Source organism: Halomonas sp. A29 (assembly GCF_046723295.1).
In the GTDB taxonomy this organism is placed as follows: domain Bacteria; phylum Pseudomonadota; class Gammaproteobacteria; order Pseudomonadales; family Halomonadaceae; genus Halomonas.
Window position 1 is genome coordinate 58723 of record NZ_JAXQPR010000014.1, and the last position, 22815, is coordinate 81537.

The window sequence follows — 22815 nt, forward strand, 5'->3', positions numbered from 1 at the left end:
ATGTCCTTGTCGTTTCGTCATTTCAGTTTGGCAGCCATCCTGGCCGCAGGCATGGTCACCACGGCTTACGCTCAGACCACACTCAGGTTCGCCCACCCCGTCCCGGAGAGCGATCCGCAGCACGCCATGGCTACTTTCTTTGCCGAAGAGCTTGAAAAGCGCACCGATGGCGCGCTGAGCGTGCAGATTTTCCCGAATGGGCAGCTGGGCAACGACGCTCAGATGATCGATGGTGCGCGCTCGGGGATCATCGATATAACGATGGTGGGTACAAACAACCTGACCGGCCTCATTCCGGATGTCGGCGCCTTCGAACTGCCCTTCATGTTTCCCACCCGCGAGACCGCCTACAAGGTGCTGGACGGCGAAGTCGGTGAATCGATCAGCACCCAGTTCGAGCAGCACGGGCTGAAGTCCCTCGGCTTTCCCGAGAACGGTTATCGCAACATGACGAACAACCGTGGACCGATCATGACGCCGGAAGACGTCAAGGGCCTGCAGATGCGGGTCAACAACTCCAGGGCGCTGAACGACATGTTCGCGTCCCTCGGTGCGGCACCCCAGCAGCTCCCGGTAGCAGAGCTTTACACGGCGCTGGAAACCGGCGTCGTCGATAGTCAGGATCACCCGATTGCAGTGACACTATCGTTCAAGTTCTACGAGGTGCAGGATTATCTTAGTCTGACTCAGCACGCTTATTCGGCGCTGGCTTTTTTCATGAACGACAACAAGTTCAATAGCCTCTCCCCGGAACATCAGGAAATCCTGCTGGCCACAGCGAAGGATGCCGTGGACATGCAGCGTGAGCTGTCGATCGCCAAAGAGGAAGAGATGATTGACGCTCTCAGGGCAGCAGGCATGGAAGTGAATGATGATGTCGACGGAGCGGCCTTCCAGGAGGCAACCAAGAATGTCTGGACCAACTTTACTGACGCAAACGGCGATGCAGTCGTGAATGCCATTCTCGAGGCGTCCAGGTAACAATGTCCGATCTTGGAGGCTGGCCTGATCTCGCTGCAGATCGGGCCAGTTTTATTCTCGTGTCAAAGGACGTTCACGGTTTCGACGCAGTTCGCGTGATGCTGGCGACACGGAGCCAATGATATTATCGAGCGGCCGTCATACGATGGTTAACTTTCCCGTCGTCAATCGGGAAGCATCGAGTCCGATAGCATAGCTTTTTGTCCAGGAGGTGCCGAGATTGGCCAAGCCGAACATGAAGGACGTGGCTCGAGCGGCGAATGTCTCTCCCATGACGGTATCGCGCGCCTTCAAGCAGTCCGCCACCGTGAGCGATGCCACGCGCGAAAGAATCATGAAGATCGCCGAGGAGATGGGCTACGTCTTTGACAGCACGGCATCCAACCTGCGCTCACAAAAGACCGGCTTCATCGCGGTCATCATCCCGACCATCAACAATGCAAATTTCGCCGATACCGTTCGCGCCATGTCGGAGGGGCTACGCGCCCAGGACCTGCAGATCCTGCTCGGCTATACCGATTACAATGTACAGGAAGAGGAACGGCTCATAGAGCAGCTCCTGCAGCGCCGCCCGGAAGCCATCACCCTGACCGGCGGAAAACATACCCCGCGGGCACGCAGGCTGCTCCTCAATGCCGGTATCCCGGTCGTCGAAACCTGGGATATTCCTCCGGATCCGATTGGTCATGCGGTCGGCTTTTCCAATGCAGCGGCGGGCAGGCTGATGCTCGAGCACTTCATCAGTCGAGGCTACCGGCGCATAGGCTTCATCGGGGGCGACGAATCGCGCGACTCACGGGGCCTCGATCGTCGTTATGGCTTTATCAGCGCCCTTGCCGAACATGGCTTGGATACCTCACGCCTGGTCGCCTCCGGCCCTCCGCCCATCTCGATGCATGAAGGGGCCATGTCCATGCGCGAGCTCCTCGAGAAGTGGCCGGATACCGAGGCCGTGATGTGCGTGTCGGATCTGTCCGCCTTCGGGGCACTGACCGAGTGCCAGCGGAGAGGAATCGATGTCCCCGGCCAGATCGCCATCGGTGGCTTTGGCGCTTATGACATTGCCGAGCACTGCGTACCGGCTTTGACCACCATCGACGCGAATGCCGCCGAGATCGGCAGGCAAGCCGCCAAAGTGCTGCTGGAGCATCGCCACGCCATGTCCGGCAAGAAGCCCTTTGAACTTCCTCGACAGATCATTCAATTGACACCGATGCTGCTTCCCAGGGAAACGACCTGACCATCCAGCACGGTATCGTTCAACACCATGAAAGATGCTTTTTATTCGAAGCTCTTCTGGCCGAGTACCCGGAGCGCTGCGTCGCCCTGGCCTGCGGCTTCGCCCTGGGCTTGCGGGCCAGGGCGGAGGTCACCTGATGACAAAATTCATCAAACAAGGAGCCGGATCATGTATATCCGCTGTGCTTTTTTCCGTGGCCATGTGAAACCCGGCTGCCAGGAAGCCTTCGATTCCCATATCCAGGAGCATCTGGTCACGCTCTGGACACGCTTTCCCCATGTGCTGGAAGTCCGCGTGCTGCGCGAGGTCGAGAGCGACAGTGCCGACACGCATCTGGAGATGGTCCTGGCCATGCGCTTCCCGTCACGGGAAGCGATCGCCGAGGCACTCGCCTCGACCACTCGCTACGAGAGCCGCGAGGCATCGAAGCGCCTGTTCGAGCTGTTCGACGGCGATGTCTTCCACACAGTCTTTTCGGCAGACCAGTTCCCCCTGCCTGCCGAGGGTTGAATGCAAGCGAGGCATGGAAGGAATTCCATGCCTCGCATCTCGTTGAGATTCCCTGGCCTGCCCCGTTCAGCCACGGCCTATATAGGGCATGTTGGTGGCCATCACGGTCATGAATTGCACATTGGCCTCCAGCGGCAGGGAGGCCATGTGCAACACCGCATCCGCCACGTGCCGGACATCCATCACCGGCTCGACCTTGAGGCTACCATCCGCCTGGGGCACGCCCTTCTGCATGGCATCGGTCATGTCGGAGGCCGCGTTGCCGATGTCGATCTGACCGCAGGCGATGCCATGCTGGCGGCCATCCAGCGAGATCGTCTTCGTCAGGCCGGTGATCGCGTGCTTGGATGCCGTATAGGCGGCCGAACCGATCCTCGGCACGTAGGCCGAGATCGAGCCATTGTTGATGATCCGCCCGCCTTTCGGCTGCTGCGAGCGCATCATGCGGAAGGCCCCCCGAGCGACCAGGAAAGCTCCATCCAGGTTGACCGATATGACATTGCGCCACGCCTGCCAGTCGATATCACCGATCTCGGTGGCAGGCAGGCTGGCTCCGGCATTGTTGAAGACCACGTCCAGACGCCCGAAGGTTTCGGAAATTCGCGCAAACAAGGCGTCCACACTGTCCGGGTCGCGCACATCACAGGCAACGGCAAGCGCCGCGTCCGGGTAGCGCACGGCCAGCGCCTCCAGCTTGTCTAGCCGGCGGGCCGCCAGCACGACTCTGGCCCCGCCGGCCAGGAAGGCCTCGGCCGTTGCTTTGCCGATCCCCTGGCTCGCCCCCGTCACCAGCACTACCTGTTGTCGTTGTTGCATGGCTACTCTCTCCGTATCGATCTGGGCTCGACTAGTGTGACCATTGCTTGCGCCGCCTGGCCATTACGGCAGTGTGCGCTTGAACAGCTCCATCAGGGCAGCCTGATCCTCGCCACCCAGCCCCTGGGCCGTCAGCAGTCGATGAATCTCGTCGCACAGTGAGGTCAGGGGCATGGCGGTCTGGGTGGCCCGCGCCAGGTCCATCACCGCGTCGAGATCCTTGACCATATTGTCGATGCGGCCGGTACGACGGTAATCCCGGGTAGCGAAACGCGGCATGTACTCCTGGAGTATCGCGCTGTCGGCTCGCCCCCCCTTGAGTGCCAGGGGAATCTTCTGCGCATCCACTCCGGCATTCAGCGCCAGTTGGGTCGCCTCCGCCACGGCCAGGAAGCCCAGGCCACACAGCACCTGATTGACCAGCTTGGTGGTCTGCCCGGTGCCTACAGGGCCCATATGGGTGAAGTTGGTGGCAACGTGCTGCAGCAGCCGGTGGGCATCCGCCACGTCCTGCTCGTTGCCACCGGCCATCAGGGTCAGCTCGCCGATGAGTGCCTTGGGGGCCCCACCCGACAGAGGGGAATCCACCCAGCGCAACCGTTTCTCGGCGGCCTCGGCGGCGAGTTCGCGGGTGGTCCCGGGGTCGATGGATGACATGTCGATCAGCAGGGTCCCGGGGCGCGCGCCTTCGGCAACGCCGGTCTCTCCGAACACCGCCAGCCGCACGATCCGTGGCGAATTCAGGCTCAGCACCACGTAATCCGCGCTAGCGGCGGCTTCGGCCGCCGTGCTGGCCGCCTTGGCCCCCTTGGCGACCAGTTCTGCGACCCGTGCCGGGTCCAGGTCGAAGACATGCAGGGTGTTGCCGGTTTCCAGGAGACGAGTGCCGATCGCTCCCCCCATCGCTCCGGCACCGATCAGCGCTACGTCATGTGTCATGTCTTGTCTCCTTCGAGCAGGGTGGTGATCTCCCGGACGACCCGGTCGAGCGGCTGGCCGATGGAGATCGTCGCAGCGAGTTCGTCCCCCGCGGGGGGCTCCAGCGCCTCGAACTGGCTGTGCAGCAATGCCGGGGGCATGAAGTGCCCGCTACGTGCCACCATACGCTCGCCAATCAGCTCCTGGCTGCCGGCCAGGTGCAGAAACAGTACGGGCGCCTGCGCCACTCGGCTGATGTGATCGCGATAGCGGCGCTTGAGCGCCGAGCAGCCAATGATGGTAATGCCGGAGACGGTGCGTAAGCGCTCTCCCACCAGGTTCAGCCAGGGCCAGCGGTCGTCGTCCGTCAGCGGCTGTCCACTCGACATCTTGGCGACATTCGCAGCGGGATGCAGGTCGTCACCGTCGATATAGATGCCCCCCAGCGACAGGGCGAGCGCTGCACCCACCGTGGTCTTGCCACAGCCGGAAACTCCCATCAGCACGATCCGCTGCCTGGCTTCAGAGTGAGATAGTGATGCCGCCGTCGACATAGAGGGTATGCCCATTCACGAAGGAGGACGCATCGGACGCCAGGAACACACAGGCGCCCACCAGTTCTTCGACCTTGCCCCACCGTCCTGCCGGCGTGCGCTTCTCGAGCCAGGCAGTGAACTCCGGGTCGGCCACGAGCGCCGCATTGAGTGGGGTTTCGAAATACCCAGGCGCCAGGGCATTGCAGTTCAGGCCATGCCTGGCCCAATCAGTCGCCATACCCTTGGTCAGATTGCCTACCGCCCCCTTGGTGGCGGTATAGGGCGCAATGCCTGGTCGGGCCAGCTGCGTCTGGGCCGAGGCGATGTTGATGATCTTGCCTTTCCCCCGCGCGATCATGTGGACGGCGCAGGCCTGGCCAACGTTGAACACGCTGCTGACGTTGGCCCGCATCAGCCTTTCGAAGGCTTCGGCAGGAAACTCCTCGAGGGGGGTTCGATGCTGTATCCCGGCATTGTTGACAAGAATATCGATGGCACCCACCCGCTCCTCGAAGTCCTGGATTGCATCCCTCACGGCCGTATGGTCAGTGACATCGAACACCAGTTGGTGAACCTTGCCGACCTCACCGAGGGACTCTGCGGCCTCGGCCACTCTAGCGCCATCACGACCGTTCAGGATTACCTCGCCGCCAGCCTCGAGCAGCCCCCGTGCCAGTGCGAAACCGATGCCCTGCGAGGAGCCGGTGACCAGTGCCCGACGTCCGGCGAGGCTGAAGAGTGCTGCATGATTCGGCATGACTAACTCCCTTGTTTTTGTCTCGACATGCAATTTCGACAACTGCTATGGTATCGATAACATTCCGCCATGTAAACGAGGACCGAGATGAACAAGCCAGAAATTCTGCAGGTGGGCGAGCTACCGGATTGGGATCAAGGCCCCTTGGATGCCGCCTTTACCGTTCACCGCTATTTCGAGGCCACGGACAAGTCCCGGTTTCTTCAAGAGGTTGGCGGCAATGTCCGAGGCATTGCCACTCGCGGTGACCTGGGGGCGAATCGAGCCATGCTCGAGGCGTGCCCAAAGCTGGAAGTCATCTCGGTGTACGGCGTCGGCTACGACGGCGTGGACCTCGAGCTCTGCAAGGAGCGGGGCATCCAAGTTACCAATACACCCGACGTGCTGACGAAAGATGTCGCGGACCTAGGCGTTGCCATGATGCTCTGCCTTTCCCGCGGCATGATCGGGGCAGAAACCTGGGTGCGAGATGGCAGTTGGAAAGCCCATGGCATGTATCCCCTCAAGAAGCGGGTATGGGGGAAAAGAGTCGGCATACTGGGTCTGGGACGTATCGGCTACGAGGTTGCACGTCGTCTCGAAGGCTTCGGTATGAGCATCAGCTATTGCGATGTCGCCAGCAAACCCTACGCCGCGGATTGGGCATTCGTGGCGGATCCCGTCGCTCTGGCAAGGCAATCGGACTTCCTGTTCGTCACCCTGCTGGCCTCGGCGGAAACCCGCCATATCGTTGGCCGGGAAGTGATCGAGGCGATGGGGCCGGAAGGCATGATCATCAACATATCGCGTGCCGCCAACATTGATGAAGAGGCCCTGCTGGACGCCCTGGAGAGCGGCGCGCTCGGCTCGGCCGCCCTGGATGTCTTCGAAGGGGAGCCGGCCCTGAACCCGAGATTTCTCGAGCTCGGCAATGTCCTGCTGCAACCCCATCAAGCCTCGGGAACCGTGGAGACACGCCAGGACATGGGCAAGCTCATGCGCGACAACCTGACGGCCCATTTTTCCGGCGTGCCGCTACTTACCCCGGTCCTGTGAACGGAGCACACCCATGAGAGCAATCGTCATCCATGCCCCCAGGGACCTCCGCATAGAGGAGCGAGGCATTGCCGAGCCAGGACCCGGCGAAGTCCAGATCAAGCTGGCCAGCGGTGGCATCTGCGGCAGCGACCTGCACTACTACCAGCACGGCGGCTTCAGCACCGTGCGCCTGAAGGAACCGATGATCCTGGGCCATGAAGTCTCGGGATACATCATACGGCTGGGCGAGGGTGTAGAGGGACTGCGCGAAGGGCAACTGGTGGCCGTCTCCCCCTCACGCCCCTGTGGCGCCTGCCGTTATTGCCAGGAAGGGCTGCACAACCAGTGCCTGAACATGCGCTTCTACGGCAGCGCCATGCCCTTCCCGCACATACAGGGCGCCTTCAGCGAAATACTCGTCGCCGATGCGCGCCAATGCGTACCGGCCGATGGCTTGACCACCGGCGAGGCCGCCATGGCCGAACCCCTGGCAGTGACCCTGCATGCCACCCGACGTCTCGGCAGCCTGCTCGGCAAGCGGGTGCTGGTCACCGGCTGCGGCCCGATCGGCATTCTCGCCATCCTGTCCGCTCGGCGGGCGGGCGCCGCCGAGATCGTCGCCACCGACCTGTCCGATTTCACCCTGAACGTGGCGCGACAAATGGGGGCCGATCGCCTCATCAATATGGCCAAGACACCCGACGCGCTGAATGGCTACTTCAACGACAAGGGCTATTTCGATGTGCTCTACGAATGCACGGGTGCCGAACCGGCCATCAAGGCCGGCATCCAGGCCTTGCGGCCACGCGGCCTGATCGCCCAGGTCGGACTGGGAGGCGACATGAGCCTGCCAATGATGGCGCTAACGGCCAAGGAGCTGGAGTTGCGCGGTTCCTTCCGTTTCCACGAGGAGTTCGCAACCGGCGTTGAACTGATGCAGAAGGGGCTGATCGACGTGAAGCCGCTGATTTCCCAGAGCCTGCCGATCGACCAGGCGATGCAGGCCTTCGAGCTGGCGAGCGACCGCCAGCAGACCATCAAGATGCAGATCTCCTTCAACTGAGCCGTCGACCTGACAGGACGTCAGCGTTTGGTGCGGGCACGCTCGGCACGGGCCGCCTTGGGGTCGATCTCGAGCGGTCGATAGACCTCGACCCGATCACCCTCGCGCAAGCGGTGGTCGTCGGGGTCGCGCAACAATTTACCGAAGATGCCCAGGTCGGCTTCGATAAAGGTTACGGCCGGCACTTCGGGGAAGAGACGGTCCAGCTCGGCCAGGGCGACAGCCTGCCGTGCCGTGGTGCCCGGCGGCACCTCGAGGGTGACGATGCGCTGCTTGTCCGGTAGCGCGAAAGCGACTTCCACCACGAGCCGCATGTCAGCGCCCATACAGCTCGTCGGCGCGACGGGTGAAGGAGTCGACCAGTTGGCCGGCCACCTGCTGGAACAGCTTGCCGAAGGCCATGCCCAACAGGCGGTTGGCAAATTCGAACTCGAGTTCCAGACACACCTTGCAGGCACCCTCGCCCATTGGCAGGAACAGCCAGCGCCCGCGCAGGCGCTTGAAAGGCCCGCTGACCAGCGACATCTCGATGCGTTCTGGCTCGATGAGGTCGTTGCGGGTGGTGAAGCTCTGCTCGATCCCCGCCCGGCCCAAGGTCATCTCACCGATCAGATGCGACTCGTCGCGCTCGAGCAGCCGTGCCCGCCGACAACCCGGCAGGAACTCCGGATAGCGCTCGAAGTCGTTGACCAGTTCGAACATGTCCCGAGGGGTGTGCCGCACCAAGGCGGACCGATTGACCATTGGCATTGAGCTCTCCGCTGACTTCACAGTGCCCAGGGCGTATCATGAGCGGTTATTTCATGCCTTGAATGGTAACACGCTTCCCCACATATCGAAGGAAGGGTGCCATCAGCAGAACGTGACACGAGGTTCCATGGCCAACAAGAAAGGCAAGGGCAAGGGCCCTGGCAGCAGCGTCATCGCTCAGAACAAGAAGGCTCGTTTCGAGTATCACATCGACGAGACCTTCGAAGCCGGTCTGGTGCTGGCCGGCTGGGAGGTAAAGAGCCTGCGCGCCGGCAAGGCCCAGCTCACCGATACCTACATCCTGATCAAGGACGGCGAGGCCTGGCTGCTCGGCAGCCATATCTTGCCGCTGAACACCGCCAGCACCCACGAGATTGCTGATCCTTCGCGCACCCGCAAGCTGCTGCTGCATCGCAAGGAGATCGCCAGAATCTTCTCGCGCTCCCAGGAGAAGGGACATACCTGCGTGCCGCTCAAGCTCTACTGGAAGGGCAACAAGGTGAAGTGCGAGCTGGCACTGGTAACGGGCAAGAAGCTGCATGACAAGCGGGCTACCGAGAAGGACCGCGACTGGCAGCGTCAGAAGGGCCGCATCATGCGGGAGCACACCAAGGCCTGAAGGGTCTTAGAGGACGGGCTACCCTATGGCTCCCTGAAAACGGCAAGAAACGGGGAAGCGGTGGAACCAACCCACCCAATAGGTGTCATAGAGTTGCCCATGCTGATAAGATGGGCCTGCTACGGGGGCGACATGGCTTCGACGCTGGTGACAACCTCCTAGGTGCATGCCGAGAGCGTGATGTATCTCGTAAATCCAACATCACGACTAAATAGTCGCAAACGACGACAACTACGCTCAGGGCGCGCTGGCAGCTTAATAGCTGTTAGCTTCTAGTCCGGCCCCAAAGCGATGTGCCCATTCATCGCGGAGGGGATATGAGCCAAGAATGATGGGATCGCGGTTGGTGGTGTCCTCTCGCCAATCGCTAAATCTTAGAGGAATCGCGTAGCTGGATCCTGCCCGTTGGAGCCAGATGCGTTAAATCAAAAAACGGACCTAAGCATGTAGAGCCGAAGAGCGAGTGCCGGCGGACGCGGGTTCGATCCCCGCCGCCTCCACCATCAAACGAAAAAAGCACCCACAGCGGGTGCTTTTTTCGTTTCAGCGGGCATCGTTCTGCCCAGGCCCTTCAGGCTGGAGCCATTCAAGCCAGCTAGTAGAAGCTCAGGAAGGCGGGAGAAAGGGTCTCATCGATGTAGGTGTCGTTGAACTCGACCAGACGAGCCAATGCTTCCGGGTCGGGAAGCACCACATGCTGGCGGTCACGCACAATCAGGCCTTCGTCACGCAGCATGGAGAAGGTCCGGCTCACGTGCACGGCGCTCAGACCCAGCGCATCGCCGATCTGCTCCTGGGATAGCGGCATGAAAAAGCCGTTCTCCTCCACGGCGCCGATCCGTGCGAGGCGCAGGTAAAGCTCGTAGAGGAAATGCGCCAGCCGCTCGTGGGCGGCATAGCGGCCAAGGTAGACCAGCCGCTCGGTGAGCATCGCCTGCTGGCGCACCGCCATGGCGATGATGCAGGCAGCCAGGGCAGGCGAGCGCCCGAAGAGTTCGAAGAGCTGTTGATGCGTGAATGGGCTGATCACACCATCGTTGATCATCGCCACGCCGGCCAGCCGACGGGAGAAGCCGAAATCGCGCATGCCGATGATGTCGCCCGGCAGATAAACCTTGAGGATCTGCATCGACCCGTTGCCAAGGTTACGATAGGAGTAGGCCCAACCCTCCTTGATTACACAAAACAGGTCCACTTCAGCACTTTCCTGCCACAGGACCTCCCCGGCCGACACGCGCCTTGGATTGAGTTCGAGGCCCAGCAACAGGGCCTTGTCTTCGGTCGTCAGCGCTCCGTGACGGCCAAGTCCCTGCATCACTACACTGTCGAGTAGGGTCACACTCTGCCTCTCCGGCTTCTTGGTTGGGTCGCGACATACTAAAACACAAGCTTATATAGAGATTCATAACGCAGGTTATCGACGCTGAATAATGATCGAACGGCTACCGAACGAGCTCCAACGTGCCGGCATCGTGGCTAATGGAAGGCGGGTGCCGCCATCACTCCACCACCCCTACTTTGGTCTAGCTGGTGATGACAAAATCACTTGCTCCCGGCTTCGTGGGGGGCCATCATCTGCGCTCAAGCGAAGCAAGACCGGGGTGGCATCGGGCGCGGGCATGACGAGATGGCCGAAAATCCGATAAGACCCTACCCTTCCATAGACATTCCCCGATCTGGATTCGAGAGGCCCATGAGCAAAGTCCTGATTATCGGCGCCGGTGGCGTCGGAGGCGTCGTCACCCACAAGTGTGCACAGCACCCCGAAGTCTTCAGCGAGATCTGCCTGGCCAGCCGCAACGAAGACAAGTGCAAGGCCATCGCGGCCCAACTGAAACGCCCCATACAGACGGCCCAGGTGGACGCCGACAGCGTCGACGACCTGGTCCAACTGATCGAGTCGTTCAAACCGGACGTGCTGATCCACGTGGCCCTGCCCTATCAGGACCTGACCATCATGGAGGCGTGCCTGAAGACCGGTGTGCCCTACCTCGACACGGCCAACTACGAACACCCGGACGAGGCCAAGTTCGAGTACAAGGAGCAGTGGGCCTTCCACGACCGCTACGTCAAGGCGGGCAACATGGCCACCCTGGGCTGCGGCTTCGACCCGGGCATGACCAACATCTACTGCGCCTACGCCCAGAAGAACCTGTTCGACGAGATCCACCGCATCGACATCCTCGATGCCAACGGTGGTGACCACGGCTACCCCTTCGCCACCAACTTCAACCCGGAAATCAACATTCGCGAGATCACCGCGAATGGCCGCTACTGGGAAAAGGGCGAGTGGGTGGAGACCCCGCCGCTGGCCGAGAAGCGCAAGTTCGACTTCGACGGCATCGGCGAGAAGGACATCTACCTGCTTTACCACGAGGAGCTCGAGTCGCTCAGCCAGAACATCAAGGGGCTGGAGCGCATTCGCTTCTGGATGACTTTCTCCGAGAAGTACATCACCCACCTCAAGGTGCTCGAGAACGTCGGCATGACCAGCATCGAGCCAATCGAGGTGAATGGCTGCGAGATCTCGCCGCTGCAGTTCCTCAAGGCGGTGCTGCCCGACCCGGCCTCGCTCGGCCCGCGCACCAAGGGCAAGACCAACATCGGCATCATTGCCGACGGCATCAAGGACGGCAAGCGGCGCAAGGTGTACATCTACAACATCTGCGACCACGAGGCGTGCTACCGCGAAGTGCAGTCCCAGGCGATCTCCTATACCACCGGCGTGCCGGCGGTGACCGGTGCCATGCTGATGCTGGAAGGCATCTGGAAGGGCGCAGGCGTGTTCAACGTCGAGCAGCTCGATCCCGACCCCTTCATGGAGCGTATCGGTGACATGGGCCTGCCGTGGCAAGTGGTTGAACTCGACCCGGACCACGACCCGCTGGCATGAGTGGCATGATGAGCCCCGATTTCGACATCCACGCCTGCCCGTCGCCGGCCTACGTGGTCGACGACGCGCTGCTGCGCAAGAACCTGGAGCTGCTGAAGCGGGTCCAGCAGGAGAGCGGCGCGAGGATCCTGCTGGCGCTGAAGGGCTTCGCCATGTGGGACACCTTTCCGCTGGTCAGCCAGTACCTGGTGGGCACCACCGCCAGCGGGCAGGACGAGGCGCGTCTCGGTGCGGAGACCTTCGGCGGCGAGGTGCACGTCTATTCGCCGGCTTTCACCGAGGAGGAGATGGACGTGGTGCTGCAGTACGCGGACCACATCAGCTTCAACTCCCCGGGCCAGTGGCAGCGCTTCCGCAACAGCGTCGCGGCGGCGCCGCGCCAGGTCTCCTGCGGGCTGCGGGTCAATCCGGAATACTCCGAAGGCAAGGTGGCGATCTACGACCCCTGCGCGCCCGGCTCACGGCTGGGCACGCGAGCGGTGGATTTCGAGGGCGCCGACCTCGCCGGGCTCGAGGGGCTGCACTTCCACACTCTGTGCGAGCAGAACAGCGACGCCCTGGAGCGCACCTTGGAGGCGTTCGAGGCCCGGTTCGGTCAGTATCTGGCCGACAAGCGGTGGGTCAACTTCGGTGGCGGTCATCACATCACCCGGCCCGACTACGATGTCGAGCGGCTGGTGCGGGTGATTCGCGGCTTCCGCGAGCGCCATCCGCACCTCACCGTCTACCTGGAGCCGGGTGAGGCGATCGCGCTGAATACCGGCTACCTGGTCTGCTCGGTGCTCGATATCGTCGAGAACGACGGCCCCAACGCCATTCTCGACACCTCGGCCACCGCGCACATGCCCGACGTGCTGGAGATGCCCTACCGGCCGCACATCATCGGTGCCGGCGAGCCGAACGAGAAGCCATTCACCTACCGCCTGGGCGGCACGACGTGTCTCGCCGGCGACGTGATCGGCAGCTACTCGTTCGACAAGCCGCTGGCCATCGGCGACCGCTTGGTGTTCACCGACATGGGTCACTACACCATGGTCAAGACCACCACCTTCAACGGCATTCGCCTGCCGTCGATCTGCCGGGTCGACGAGGAGAGCCGCCAGGTGCGCACGGTGAAGACCTTCGGTTATGAGGCCTACAAGGAGCGTCTCAGCTGAGACATCTGTGTGAGAGAAAGCCCCTGCGGGGGCTTTTTTCGTTTCTGCACCCGCATTTGCACGACGATGTCGCGTACCCTTTTCCTGCTCGGGGTTTTGAACCATGGTTAAGGCACCATGACACCAGACAGGGAGAGTCGGAATGACGACCGTGTTCAAGTTCGGCGGCGCCTCGATCAAGGATGCCGATGCCATTCGCCACCTGACCCCGCTGATCGAAGCCCACGAGGATCGACCTCTGATCGTGGTGGTATCGGCCATGGGCAAGACCACCAACAAGCTGGAAGCCCTGCTCGCCGCCGCCCGCAGCGAAGACCATAGAGACACTTACCGCGAGTGCCTCGAGACACTGCAGGCCGAGCACCGGGAGGTCATCGAGGCGCTCTTCGGCGACTCGTCGGAATCGCCCATCAAGCGCGTCGAGGCCCTGTTCGTCGAGCTCGACGCGCAGCATCGCAAGCATCGTCGTGAGGCCTACGCCAAGCACTACGACCAGACCGTCTGCTACGGCGAACTGATCTCCACCACCATCGTTGCGGCCTGGTTGAACCATAGCGGCATCGCCACCGCCTGGCACGATGCCCGCGAACTGGTGCGCACCGATGCCTGCCACCAGGCCGCCAACCTCGACTGGGCAGCCACCGCCGAGTTCGTTCGGACACGCCTGGCGCAAAACGAGCGCGTGATTCTGACCCAGGGCTTCATCGGCGGCACGGAGGAAGGTGCTTCGACCACGCTCGGACGCGAGGGCTCGGACTTCAGCGCGGCGATCTTTGCCCACTGTCTCGACGCCCAGGAGGTGGTGATCTGGAAGGACGTCACCGGCCTGTTCAATGCCGATCCCCGGCGCTTCGACAACGCCGTGCAGCTCGAGCGAATCTCCTACACCGAGGCCACCGAACTGGCCTGGCACGGCGCCAAGGTGATCCATCCCAAAACCCTGGGCCCGCTGCAGGAGAAATCGATTCCGCTCATGGTGCGCTCCTTCGAGACGCCCGACGCCAAGCCCACTGTCATCGATGCCGAGCGACGCTTCGACAGCGAGGTGGCCAGCTGCATCCTGCGGGAGAATCAAGTATGGGTCGAAGTGAGGCCGCGGGACTTCTCGTTCATGGACGAGCCGCGCCAACACGACATCCTGGGTCGCCTGGTGGAGGCCGGCCTGCACGCGAACCTGATCGACAGCAGTGCCATGCGCTTCGCTCTCTGCCTCGACGACAAGCCCGAGCGGCTCGGGCCCTTAATCGAATCGCTGGCAGGCGACTACGAGATTACCCGGCAGGACGAGCTGACGTTGCTGACCGTACGCCACCCCCACTCGGGGATGATGGCGGCTCTCAGCCAGGGTCGCGAAGCGCTTGCCGAAAGGCGCAACGCCACCACCGCCCAGCGCCTGTTCCATAGCCGGGAGTGCCCTGAGACCTGGCATATACCTGATTGAAAAACCGGACAAGGCCAGCCTTCCCCCAGTAAAAAGCCGCGCATGCGTGAAGCATGCACGGCCTACCCGCGTTGCTGCGAACGCTGGTTTCGCTATCAATCGCTGAGGTCGATATCGTCCTCGTCGGTGGCCGCCCCGGTCACGGCGCCAGCGCCGGCACCAATCACCGCGCCACGCACTACGCTACCTCCCGTGGCAGCACCGGCGGCGCCGCCCACCGCGGCCCCGATGCCGGCACCGCTGGCGGCGCGTTCACCGGTTCCGGTGCCACAGCCTGCCAAGGCCAGCATCAGCGAGGCGGCGAAGACTATCGCCAGTCTACGCATTCCATAACGATTCATGTCATACCTCCCGATCCATGGATGTACCTTGTCAGCATAGTCAAGGTAAGTGACGGGGGGCAAAAACGAGCCGAATGGGCTAGACCGCCACCCACCTGCCCTCGGTATGGGAACGCTCGATTGCCTCGATCATGCGATTGACCCGCCAGGCCTCATGGAAGTCCGGATAAAGCGGCTTGTTCCCTGCAATACCCTCCACCAGATCGCGTATCTCGATGATCTTCTGGTCGTTGTACCCCAACCCATGGCCAGGGGCGGGGCTGAAGGCGCCGTAGTCGGGGTGTTCGGGGCCGATCAACAAGGTGCTGAAGCCGCGACGCCCCTCTGGACCCTCGTGCCGGTAGAGCTGCAGCTCGCTCATGCGCTCCTGGTCGAAGTCGATCGTGCCCTTGGTGCCGGTGAGGGTGTAGGCCAGCCCCATCTTGCGTCCGGTGGCTACCCGGGAAGTCTCGACATTGCCGATCAGACCGCCGTCGAAGCGCAGCAGCGCCTGGGCCTGGTCGTCGTTCTCCACCTCGCCCATGCCGCCGCTACCGTCGGGAAGGGGGCGCCGGGAAATCACCGTCTGCAGCTGGCCGAACACCTCGCTGACACGCTGGCCGGTCAGGTACTCCGCCATGTTCAAGATATGCGACCCAACGTCACCCAGGGCTCCGGCCCCTGCCGTCTCGCGGCGGGTGCGCCAGCCATGGGGCACCTCCGGGTCGGTCATGTAATCCTCGTTGTGGCGACCGCGGAAGTGGATGAGTTCGCCGATCTCGCCGCTGGCAACGATCTCCCGGGCCAGTTGAGTCGCCGGGTTGCGAATGTAGTTGAATCCCACCAGGGTCTTCACCCCGGCCCTCACAGCTGCCTCCACCATCTCCTTAGCGTCGGCGGCCGTGAGCGCCAGCGGCTTCTCGGCGTAGACGTGCTTGCCTGCCGCAATGGCGGCCAGGGCCATCTCCTTGTGCAGGAAGTTGGGGGCACAGATATCCACTACATCGATCTGCGGGTCGTTGACCAGTGCCCGCCAGTCGCCGGTGGAGCGCGCGAAGCCCAGCTCACGGGCCTTGTTGGCAGCCAGCGCGTCGTCGACCTCCGCAAGCAGCTCGCAGACCGGGCGGGCAGAGAGAGCAAAGACGGTGGGGGCCGCCTTGAGGGCAATGGCGTGGGCCTTGCCCATGTAGCCGGTGCCGATCAGGCCTACGCGCAGGGTTTTCACATCTGTCTCCTCGATGTGTCGACATGCTTAAGAGGTGGGAGTCATACCACCTGAAAGCCGGCCTGCTCGGCCAGGGTGCGCAGGTTGCGATAGCCCAGCCGAGCGTAGGTGAGAGGGTGAGCCACCTCGGGGTCCTGCTCGGCCTCCACCACCAGCCAGCCTGAGTAGCCGGCCTCGCGCAGGTGGGTCAGGGTGGGCAGGAAGTCGACGTCGCCATCGCCGGGCACGGTGAAGAGGCCATCCAGCACCCCATCGAGGAAGCTCTTGTCGCGGTTGCGCAGCTCGTCGAGCACTGGGAAACGCAGGTCCTTGCAGTGCACATGGTTGATGCGTGCGGCGTAGCGCCGGGCAATGGCCAGGGGATTGCCGCCTGCGCCGCGAAGGTGGCCGAAGTCCAGCAGCAATCCCACCGTGTCTCGGGTGTTGTCGAGCATGCGCTCCACGTCGGCCTGGCTCTCCACCACCGTGCCCAGATGGTGGTGGTAGGCCAACTGCACCCCCTGCTCCGCGAGGTAGTCGCCGACGACGTTCAGCCCCTCGGTGAGGCGCGTCCAGTCGGCATCGCCGAGATGGGGCCGCCGGGACAGCGGTACCGTCTGGTTGCCGTGGACACAGCGGCTCACCTCGCAGAACACCATCACCTTGGCGCCACAGCCCTTGAGCAGGCCGAGGTGGTCCTCAAGGGCCGCGATCTCCTCCTCGGGGCTGCGCTCCAGCAGCCTGGCGGAGTACCAGCCGGACACCAGCGCCAGGTCGTAGCGGCCCAGCACGGCCGAGAGAGCGGCTGGAGTACGGGGAAACTTGTTGCCGAGCTCGAAGCCGGCGAACCCGGCCTCACGACCCTCCTCGAGACACACCTCCAGCGGCGTGTCGGCCCCCAGGCTCGGCAGGTCGTCGTTGGTCCAGGTCAGGGGGTTGATTCCCAGGCGTACTGTCGTCATGGCGTGCTCCTTACGGGCAGGCATCCGGCCTGCCCCCTTTTATAAAGAAGAGGAAAAGTCGACGTGCTCAGTCACTTTTCAGCGATGCTGGCGCCGCTTGGCATCCCGGTAACCGCGATAGGCCTCGTTGACCTGCTCACGCCGGGAAACCTCGGGTACCGCCACTTCCCACCAGGCGCCGCCCTCAGCGGTACTGGGCAGCGGATCGGTATCGATCGAAATGACGTAGGTACTGTTCGCCTGCCGAGCGCGCACCAGGGCCTGCTCCAGTTGCTGGATGCCGCGCACACTTTCGGCCTGGCAGCCCATGGCACGGGCATGGGCGGCGAAGTCGATCCTCGGCGCACCCTCGGACCCCGTGAGACAGTCGTCCAGCAGATTGTTGAAGCCGGCACCGCCAGTGGCCCGCTGCAGGCGATTGATGCAGCCGAAGCCGCGGTTGTCGAGCACCACCACGACCAGCTTGTGGCCCAGCATCACCGAGGTGGCCAGCTCCGAGTTGTGCATCAAGTAGCTGCCGTCGCCCACCATCACGAATACCTCGCGCTCGGGGTGGGCCATCTTGACCCCCAGGCCGCCGGCGATCTCGTAGCCCATGCAGGAGTAGCCGTACTCCACGTGGTAGCTGCCGGGGCCCGAGCACTGCCACAGCTTGTGCAGCTCACCCGGCAGCCCCCCGGCGGCGCAGACCACGGTGCCATCCTCTCCGGCCTGGCGGTTGACCGCACCGATCACCTGGGCGTCGGTGGGCAGCTCGCGCCCCGCATCGGCGGTGACCCGGGCCACCACCTCGGCCCAGTCGCGCTTGAGGCCGTCGGTCTGCTCCCGCCAGGCGTCACAGGCCCGCCACTCGATCAGGCCGGCATCCAGCGCCGCGAGGCCATCGAGGGCATCGCCGATCAGCGGCAGGGCGTAATGCTTCTGGCTGTCGAAACGCCCCACGTTAAGGGTTATCAAGTCGAGGTCGTCGCGCTCGAAGAGCGCCCGCGAGCCGGTGGTGAAATCCTGCAGTCGCGTGCCCACGGCGAGAATGACGTCCGCCTGCTCGGCGAGTCGGTTGGCGGCGGTGCTGCCGGTGACGCCGATGGCGCCCACTGCGCACGGATGGGCATCGGGCAAGGCCCCCTTGCCGGCCTGGGTCTCGGCCACCGGTACGCCATGAGCCTGGGCGAAACCGGATAGACGCTCACAGGCCCCGGCATAGTGCACCCCACCCCCGGCGATGATCAGCGGGCGCTCTGCCTGGGCCAGGGCGGCGATGGCCGCCCCCAGCTCGCGGGGATCCGGCTGGGGCCGGCGGATACGGTGAAACCTGGGGGCGAAGAACGCCTCGGGATAGTCGTAGGCGAAGGTCTGCACGTCCTGGGGCAGCGCCAGGGTGGCCGGGCCGCAGTGCTCGGGATCGAGCAGGGTGGCGATGGCCTGGGGCAGGCTGGTCAGCAACTGCTCCGGCCGGGTGATGCGATCGAAGTAGCGCGACACCGGACGGAAGCAATCATTGACCGTGACGGTGGGATCGCCGAAGTGCTCTACCTGCTGCAATACCGGGTCGGGCTCGCGGGTGGCAAAGGTATCCCCCGGCAACAGCAGAACCGGCAGGCGGTTGGCGTGGGCCAGAGCCGCGGCGGTGACCATGTTGGTGGCGCCCGGCCCGATGGAGCTGGTGGCCGCCATCAGGCGCCGCCGGCCGTTGGCCTTGGCGAAGGCGATGGCGGCATGGGCCATGGTCTGCTCATTGTGGGCGCGCAGGGTCGGCAACACGTCCTGGGCGTGATAGAGCGCCTCGCCGAGGCCGGCCACGTTGCCGTGGCCGAAGATGGCGAAGACGCCCTCGAACAGCGGAACTTCTCGACCCTCATGCTCAATGCGCTGAGCCGCTAGATACTTGACCAGCGCCTGGGCCATGGTGAGACGAATGATGCTCATGATCAGGCTTCCTCCACTTGGAGCATGGTGCGGCGCAGGCGCCGCCATTCCCGGATCAGTTCGGCATAGTTGTCGGCGACGCGACTCACCAGGATGGCATCGTCGATGCGGCCGGCAAGCCACTCGCGACTCGCCTCGGCGAAGAGCGTGCGGCCGACGGTGAAGCCCTTGCAGCGCATCTGGCGGGCGGCCGGCCCAAACCCGTTTTTCATCTCGTCCATGGGCGCATCGAGGCCCAGCAGGACCACGCCGCGGCAATGGGGATCCTGCTCATCGATGACCCGCCCCACCGCCCGCCAGGCGGTGTCGGACATGGCCGGGAGTTTCCACCAGTCGGGACGAATACCCAGGTTGTAGAGGCGCTGCAGGCTGCGCGGCAGGGTGGTGTCGTCCACCGGCATGGCGGCGGGGGGAATCACCTCCACCAGCAGTTCCAGGCCGTTGGCGCAGGCCGCCTGGCCGAGCTGGCGCAGGCGCGCCTCCTGGTCGAGGCGCAGCGCCACCGGGTCGTCGGGGTGATAGAACACCAGGCACTTGATGATGTGCTCACGGGGCCAATGGCGCATGCAGCTTCCAAGGTCGTCACCATGCTGGAAGCGCAACGGACGCGAGCCGGGCAACTCCACCGGACGACCGATCCACCAGCCACGACCGCTCGCTTCGTTGAGCGCCTCCTGACCGAAGACGTCGTCCACCAGAATCGCCGGCTTATCCAACCCGGCACGGTTCGCCCCCGCTTCGGCGGCGTGAACCAGCAGGCGCTTCAAGGTCGGCAAACGCTCGGGGTCGGCCTGTTCGTCACGGGCCATGTCGGTTAGCTGGCGCCGATGATCGAAGGCCAGGCCGCACACTTCGGGCCACTCGGCAGGCGTGCGGGTGGTGACCCGATGCAGATGGTTGAGTCGGCCATCCTTGTCGGGACGGGGCACCCCATCCCGGCGTGCCAGATAATCGAACAGCTCCTCCTCGGTGGGCATGGCCGGGGCACAGCCGTGGCGGGACACCACCAGGGCCCCGCAGGCGTTGGCATAGGTGGCGCTGGTCGCCCAGTCCTCGCCGCGCAGCCAGCCTCGCAGGAGACCGCTCATGAAGGCGTCGCCGGCCCCCAGCACATTGAGCACTTCGACGCGCACCCCTTTCACCAGGATGCCATCCTCGATCCGTTCGGGAATTTCACCCTCGATCACCACGCAGCCCAGCGGCCCCAGCTTGCATACCAGGGTGGCATCGCTGGTCCGACGCACCGCGCGCAGCGCCTCCCCGGTATCGGTGCTGCCTCCGGCGATATGAAACTCCTCCTCGGTGCCGACGATCAGGTCGAAATCGCCAAGCCACTGCTGCAGGTCTTCGGTCACCTTGCTATCGGCGATGAAGCGGGTCTCGCCATCGCCCGGCGGAGTCAGTCCCCAGAGTACGGGGCGATAATCGATATCCAGCACCCGCTTGACGCCGTGCTCGACGGCCGCATCCAGCGCCTTGCGACAGGCCCGGCGCGTCGTCTCGGTGGAAAGGTGAGTGCCGGTGATGGCCAATGCCCGGGCGCGCCCGATGAAGGCGGGGTCGATGGCATCCGCGTCAATGGCCATGTCGGCGCAGTCACGACGGTAGAACAGCAGCGGAAAGGTGTCGCGATCCTTGAGCGCCAGCAGCACCAGGCCGGTATGGCGTTCCGGGTCGGTCTGCAGGCCCGACGTATCGACGCCGGCGCGTTCGAGCTCCTCGCGCACGAAGCTGCCCATCTGCTCGTTGCCGACCCGTGACAGCATGGCCGACCTGAGGCCCAGCCGGGCCGTACCATAGGCCATGTTGCCGGAACTGCCACCCAGGTACTTGGCAAAGCTGGACACGTCTTCCAGGCGACAGCCGATCTGCTCCGCATAGAGGTCGACGGCGACGCGGCCCAGGCAGATCAGGTCCAGCGGCCGGCTGTCGGTGTTCACATCTTGCATATTGTCTCTCCGCGTCGCTTGTCGCATGACACCCATCTCACCGGCAGCGGACTTATGGGCGATACGGCACTGCTCAATTCAGGAATCAAAGGGTGAAGGCCTCACGGAAGCGCGTCAGGGCCAGCTCGTCGTCACCAGAGGCCCAGGCCTCCAGGCCGACGGTGCCGCGGTAGCCAATCTCGTGAAGGGTCCGGGCGATCGCAGGGTAGTGGATCTCGCCGGTTCCGGGCTCGCAGCGACCTGGTACGTCGGCCACTTGGACCTCACCGATATAGGAAGCGCAGCGGCGTACCAGCTCGACCAGGTTCCCCTCGCCGATTTGGGCGTGATAGAGGTCCAGCATGATGCGCACCTGCGGACGATCGACACTGGCCACCAGTTCCAGTACGTCGACAGCACGGGCAAAGGGCACCCCGGGATGGTCGATGGCGGTGTTGAGGTTCTCCAGCACGAAGGTAACCTCGTTTTCCTGCGCCAGATCGGCCAGGCGATGCAGGGTATCGTGCGCCCGGATCCACATGGGACCGGTCATCTCAGCACCCGGCTTGACCGGCAGCCCCTGCCCATCCAGACCGGTGCCATGGAGATTCAAACGGGGAATTCCAAGTTGCTTTGCCACCTCGACCGAGTCCCTGGCCGTGCGCACCAGCTCATCAGCCCCCTCCTTGTCAGCCAGGGTGCCACTAACGTAGCCAGTCATGGACGAGAAGGTCGCGCCGGTGCTCGCCAGTGCCTGAATGTCGTGCTTCGTCCAGTCCCAGATTTCGACCTGGAAACCCAAGGCGTCGAGCCGACGCACCCGTTCGATGACCGGTCGGTCGCGAAACAGCATCTCGGCACATGCCGCCAAGGTGAAGGGCGTGTGACAGGCCATATGGGCTGCTCCTTTCATCACTGGCCGGCAGCCAAGTGGGCCTGGGAACCAGCCTCACCTGCGCCGGAGGTGCCACGCTTGCGTTCTTGATCGCTGCGCTGGAATTCGGCCAGCTCGGCATCCAGGCTCTCCAGCTCGGCGCCGCCGGCCATCATGTTCAGCACCTCCTCACGGGTAACCTCCTCCTTGCGGAAGGAGCCCAGGCTGCCGCCGCGCGACAACAGGGTGAAGGCATCGGCTACCGGGTAGGCGTGATGAACGTTATGGGTAATGAAGATCACCGCCAGTCCATCGGCCCGTGCCTTGGCGATATAGCGCAGCACCACCGAGGCCTGCTTGACCCCCAGCGCCGAGGTAGGTTCGTCCAGGATCAATACCTTGGCACCGAAGTAGACCGCCCGGGCGATGGCCACGCACTGGCGCTCACCGCCGGAGAGCGTGCCGACCGGCTGGCTGGGATCGCGCACGTCGATGCCGATCCTGGCCATCTCCTGCTTGGCGACCCGGTCGGCATACTTCCAGTCGATACGCTTGAAGGGGCCCCAGCCGACGGTGGGCTCGCGTCCCATGAAGAAATTGCGGGTGATCGACATCAGCGGGATCATCGCCAGGTCCTGGTAGACGGTGGCGATGCCGGCGTCCAGGGCATAGGCCGGCGACTTGAAGCGAGTCGGCTTGCCGTCCAGGAGCATTTCACCGTGAGTGGGCTGGTGGACGCCTGACAGGGTCTTGATCAGGGTCGACTTGCCGGCGCCGTTGTCGCCCAGCAGACACATGACTTCACCGGAATAGACTTGCATCGAGATGTCGCTCAGGGCGATGACGCTGCCAAAGTGCTTGCTGACGTTGCGCATCTCGATCATGGGCGTACGTTCACTCATT

23 protein-coding genes and 1 other RNA gene are annotated in these 22815 nt (G+C 63.5%); 10 read left to right on the forward strand and 14 right to left on the reverse strand.

Features of this window, described 5'->3' with window-relative positions; translation table 11 throughout:
- From SPH52_RS20765 to SPH52_RS20775, 3 genes are all read left to right on the forward strand, one after another.
- Nucleotides 1-981 carry a DctP family TRAP transporter solute-binding subunit gene (locus tag SPH52_RS20765; protein ID WP_411796940.1) on the forward strand — a complete coding sequence of 327 codons (981 nt, stop codon included), beginning with the start codon at nt 1-3 and terminating at the stop codon, nt 979-981.
- Nucleotides 982-1201: 220 nt separating this feature from the next.
- Entirely contained in the window at nt 1202-2221 is a 1020-nt protein-coding gene (locus SPH52_RS20770; protein WP_411796941.1) for a LacI family DNA-binding transcriptional regulator, read from the forward strand.
- Between the two features lie 168 nt (nt 2222-2389).
- Nucleotides 2390-2731 carry a hypothetical protein gene (locus tag SPH52_RS20775; RefSeq protein WP_411796942.1) on the forward strand — a complete coding sequence of 114 codons (342 nt, stop codon included), beginning with the start codon at nt 2390-2392 and terminating at the stop codon, nt 2729-2731.
- A gap of 66 nt (nt 2732-2797) precedes the next feature.
- On the opposite strand, the gene SPH52_RS20780 is transcribed toward SPH52_RS20775, so the two are convergent.
- The 4 genes from SPH52_RS20780 to SPH52_RS20795 form a co-directional block, all read right to left on the reverse strand.
- Nucleotides 2798-3547, reverse strand: a complete 750-nt coding sequence (locus SPH52_RS20780) for an SDR family oxidoreductase (RefSeq protein ID WP_411796943.1) — start codon at nt 3545-3547, stop codon at nt 2798-2800.
- Between the two features lie 63 nt (nt 3548-3610).
- Nucleotides 3611-4486, reverse strand: a complete 876-nt coding sequence (locus SPH52_RS20785) for an NAD(P)-dependent oxidoreductase (protein WP_411796944.1) — start codon at nt 4484-4486, stop codon at nt 3611-3613.
- Entirely contained in the window at nt 4483-4965 is a 483-nt protein-coding gene (locus SPH52_RS20790; RefSeq protein ID WP_411796945.1) for a gluconokinase, read from the reverse strand. The genes SPH52_RS20785 and SPH52_RS20790 overlap by 4 nt, the downstream gene beginning before the upstream one ends.
- A 22-nt stretch (nt 4966-4987) precedes the next feature.
- Nucleotides 4988-5758, reverse strand: coding sequence for an SDR family oxidoreductase (locus SPH52_RS20795; protein ID WP_411796946.1), 771 nt, complete (start codon nt 5756-5758; stop codon nt 4988-4990).
- Nucleotides 5759-5845: 87 nt separating this feature from the next.
- On the opposite strand from SPH52_RS20795, the gene SPH52_RS20800 reads away from it, so the two are divergent.
- Both SPH52_RS20800 and SPH52_RS20805 read left to right on the forward strand, forming a co-directional pair.
- Nucleotides 5846-6793 carry a 2-hydroxyacid dehydrogenase gene (locus SPH52_RS20800; RefSeq protein ID WP_411796947.1) on the forward strand — a complete coding sequence of 316 codons (948 nt, stop codon included), beginning with the start codon at nt 5846-5848 and terminating at the stop codon, nt 6791-6793.
- Between the two features lie 13 nt (nt 6794-6806).
- A complete protein-coding gene (locus SPH52_RS20805; RefSeq protein WP_411796948.1) occupies nt 6807-7838 on the forward strand; it encodes an L-idonate 5-dehydrogenase in 1032 nt (343 codons plus the stop codon).
- Nucleotides 7839-7858: 20 nt separating this feature from the next.
- Here the strand turns inward: SPH52_RS20805 and SPH52_RS20810 are convergent, their stop codons facing one another.
- Both SPH52_RS20810 and SPH52_RS20815 read right to left on the reverse strand, forming a co-directional pair.
- Nucleotides 7859-8164, reverse strand: a complete 306-nt coding sequence (locus SPH52_RS20810; RefSeq protein WP_411796949.1) for an RnfH family protein — start codon at nt 8162-8164, stop codon at nt 7859-7861.
- A complete protein-coding gene (locus SPH52_RS20815) occupies nt 8154-8588 on the reverse strand; it encodes a type II toxin-antitoxin system RatA family toxin (protein ID WP_411796950.1) in 435 nt (144 codons plus the stop codon). The genes SPH52_RS20810 and SPH52_RS20815 overlap by 11 nt, the downstream gene beginning before the upstream one ends.
- 127 nt (nt 8589-8715) lie before the next feature.
- Here SPH52_RS20815 and smpB point away from each other — a divergent pair, with 127 nt between their 5' ends.
- Both smpB and ssrA read left to right on the forward strand, forming a co-directional pair.
- Nucleotides 8716-9207, forward strand: coding sequence for an SsrA-binding protein SmpB (gene smpB, locus SPH52_RS20820; protein WP_411796951.1), 492 nt, complete (start codon nt 8716-8718; stop codon nt 9205-9207).
- 123 nt (nt 9208-9330) lie between these two features.
- Nucleotides 9331-9710: a transfer-messenger RNA gene (gene ssrA, locus SPH52_RS20825) on the forward strand.
- Between the two features lie 92 nt (nt 9711-9802).
- Here ssrA and SPH52_RS20830 read toward each other — a convergent pair.
- The gene (locus SPH52_RS20830; protein WP_411796952.1) at nt 9803-10546 is read right to left on the reverse strand and encodes a Crp/Fnr family transcriptional regulator; all 744 of its coding nucleotides are present in this window, start codon (nt 10544-10546) and stop codon (nt 9803-9805) included.
- Between the two features lie 354 nt (nt 10547-10900).
- Between SPH52_RS20830 and SPH52_RS20835 the strand changes: the two genes are divergently transcribed.
- The 3 genes from SPH52_RS20835 (at nt 10901) to SPH52_RS20845 (ending at nt 14698) form a co-directional block, all read left to right on the forward strand.
- Entirely contained in the window at nt 10901-12100 is a 1200-nt protein-coding gene (locus SPH52_RS20835; protein WP_411796954.1) for a saccharopine dehydrogenase family protein, read from the forward strand.
- 5 nt (nt 12101-12105) lie between these two features.
- Nucleotides 12106-13257, forward strand: a complete 1152-nt coding sequence (nspC, locus tag SPH52_RS20840) for a carboxynorspermidine decarboxylase (RefSeq protein WP_411796975.1) — start codon at nt 12106-12108, stop codon at nt 13255-13257.
- Nucleotides 13258-13399: 142 nt separating this feature from the next.
- Entirely contained in the window at nt 13400-14698 is a 1299-nt protein-coding gene (locus SPH52_RS20845; protein WP_411796955.1) for an aspartate kinase, read from the forward strand.
- Between the two features lie 95 nt (nt 14699-14793).
- Here the strand turns inward: SPH52_RS20845 and SPH52_RS20850 are convergent, their stop codons facing one another.
- The 7 genes from SPH52_RS20850 to SPH52_RS20880 all read right to left on the reverse strand — a co-directional run bounded on the left by SPH52_RS20850 (nt 14794) and on the right by SPH52_RS20880 (nt 22814).
- Nucleotides 14794-15039 (reverse strand): hypothetical protein, encoded by a 246-nt coding sequence (locus tag SPH52_RS20850; protein WP_411796956.1) that lies wholly within the window; start codon nt 15037-15039, stop codon nt 14794-14796.
- Between the two features lie 79 nt (nt 15040-15118).
- Nucleotides 15119-16243: a Gfo/Idh/MocA family protein gene (locus SPH52_RS20855; protein ID WP_411796957.1), complete on the reverse strand. Its 1125-nt coding sequence runs from the start codon at nt 16241-16243 to the stop codon at nt 15119-15121.
- A gap of 41 nt (nt 16244-16284) precedes the next feature.
- A complete protein-coding gene (gene iolE, locus SPH52_RS20860; RefSeq protein ID WP_411796958.1) occupies nt 16285-17184 on the reverse strand; it encodes a myo-inosose-2 dehydratase in 900 nt (299 codons plus the stop codon).
- 78 nt (nt 17185-17262) lie between these two features.
- Complete coding sequence (iolD, locus tag SPH52_RS20865; protein ID WP_411796959.1) at nt 17263-19110, reverse strand: 3D-(3,5/4)-trihydroxycyclohexane-1,2-dione acylhydrolase (decyclizing); 1848 nt, start codon at nt 19108-19110, stop codon at nt 17263-17265.
- Nucleotides 19111-19112: 2 nt separating this feature from the next.
- Nucleotides 19113-21059 (reverse strand): bifunctional 5-dehydro-2-deoxygluconokinase/5-dehydro-2-deoxyphosphogluconate aldolase, encoded by a 1947-nt coding sequence (locus SPH52_RS20870; protein ID WP_411796960.1) that lies wholly within the window; start codon nt 21057-21059, stop codon nt 19113-19115.
- Between the two features lie 85 nt (nt 21060-21144).
- Nucleotides 21145-21933, reverse strand: a complete 789-nt coding sequence (locus tag SPH52_RS20875; RefSeq protein WP_411796961.1) for a TIM barrel protein — start codon at nt 21931-21933, stop codon at nt 21145-21147.
- Between the two features lie 17 nt (nt 21934-21950).
- Complete coding sequence (locus SPH52_RS20880; RefSeq protein ID WP_411796962.1) at nt 21951-22814, reverse strand: ATP-binding cassette domain-containing protein; 864 nt, start codon at nt 22812-22814, stop codon at nt 21951-21953.
- Between the last annotated feature and the right edge of the window lies 1 nt (nt 22815).

What these genes read in the sequence shown, in the direction of transcription:
- SPH52_RS20765 (WP_411796940.1), top strand. Translation starts at nt 1, where the DNA reads ATGTCCTTGTCGTTTCGTCATTTCAGTTTGGCAGCCATCCTGGCCGCA.
- SPH52_RS20775 (WP_411796942.1), top strand. Translation starts at nt 2,390, where the DNA reads ATGTATATCCGCTGTGCTTTTTTCCGTGGCCATGTGAAACCCGGCTGC.
- SPH52_RS20780 (WP_411796943.1), bottom strand. Translation starts at nt 3,547, where the DNA reads ATGCAACAACGACAACAGGTAGTGCTGGTGACGGGGGCGAGCCAGGGG.
- SPH52_RS20785 (WP_411796944.1), bottom strand. Translation starts at nt 4,486, where the DNA reads ATGACACATGACGTAGCGCTGATCGGTGCCGGAGCGATGGGGGGAGCG.
- SPH52_RS20790 (WP_411796945.1), bottom strand. Translation starts at nt 4,965, where the DNA reads ATGGGAGTTTCCGGCTGTGGCAAGACCACGGTGGGTGCAGCGCTCGCC.
- SPH52_RS20795 (WP_411796946.1), bottom strand. Translation starts at nt 5,758, where the DNA reads ATGCCGAATCATGCAGCACTCTTCAGCCTCGCCGGACGTCGGGCACTG.
- SPH52_RS20800 (WP_411796947.1), top strand. Translation starts at nt 5,846, where the DNA reads ATGAACAAGCCAGAAATTCTGCAGGTGGGCGAGCTACCGGATTGGGAT.
- SPH52_RS20805 (WP_411796948.1), top strand. Translation starts at nt 6,807, where the DNA reads ATGAGAGCAATCGTCATCCATGCCCCCAGGGACCTCCGCATAGAGGAG.
- SPH52_RS20810 (WP_411796949.1), bottom strand. Translation starts at nt 8,164, where the DNA reads ATGGGCGCTGACATGCGGCTCGTGGTGGAAGTCGCTTTCGCGCTACCG.
- SPH52_RS20815 (WP_411796950.1), bottom strand. Translation starts at nt 8,588, where the DNA reads ATGCCAATGGTCAATCGGTCCGCCTTGGTGCGGCACACCCCTCGGGAC.
- smpB (WP_411796951.1), top strand. Translation starts at nt 8,716, where the DNA reads ATGGCCAACAAGAAAGGCAAGGGCAAGGGCCCTGGCAGCAGCGTCATC.
- SPH52_RS20835 (WP_411796954.1), top strand. Translation starts at nt 10,901, where the DNA reads ATGAGCAAAGTCCTGATTATCGGCGCCGGTGGCGTCGGAGGCGTCGTC.
- nspC (WP_411796975.1), top strand. Translation starts at nt 12,106, where the DNA reads ATGATGAGCCCCGATTTCGACATCCACGCCTGCCCGTCGCCGGCCTAC.
- SPH52_RS20845 (WP_411796955.1), top strand. Translation starts at nt 13,400, where the DNA reads ATGACGACCGTGTTCAAGTTCGGCGGCGCCTCGATCAAGGATGCCGAT.
- SPH52_RS20850 (WP_411796956.1), bottom strand. Translation starts at nt 15,039, where the DNA reads ATGAATCGTTATGGAATGCGTAGACTGGCGATAGTCTTCGCCGCCTCG.
- iolE (WP_411796958.1), bottom strand. Translation starts at nt 17,184, where the DNA reads ATGACGACAGTACGCCTGGGAATCAACCCCCTGACCTGGACCAACGAC.
- iolD (WP_411796959.1), bottom strand. Translation starts at nt 19,110, where the DNA reads ATGAGCATCATTCGTCTCACCATGGCCCAGGCGCTGGTCAAGTATCTA.
- SPH52_RS20870 (WP_411796960.1), bottom strand. Translation starts at nt 21,059, where the DNA reads ATGCAAGATGTGAACACCGACAGCCGGCCGCTGGACCTGATCTGCCTG.
- SPH52_RS20875 (WP_411796961.1), bottom strand. Translation starts at nt 21,933, where the DNA reads ATGGCCTGTCACACGCCCTTCACCTTGGCGGCATGTGCCGAGATGCTG.
- SPH52_RS20880 (WP_411796962.1), bottom strand. Translation starts at nt 22,814, where the DNA reads ATGAGTGAACGTACGCCCATGATCGAGATGCGCAACGTCAGCAAGCAC.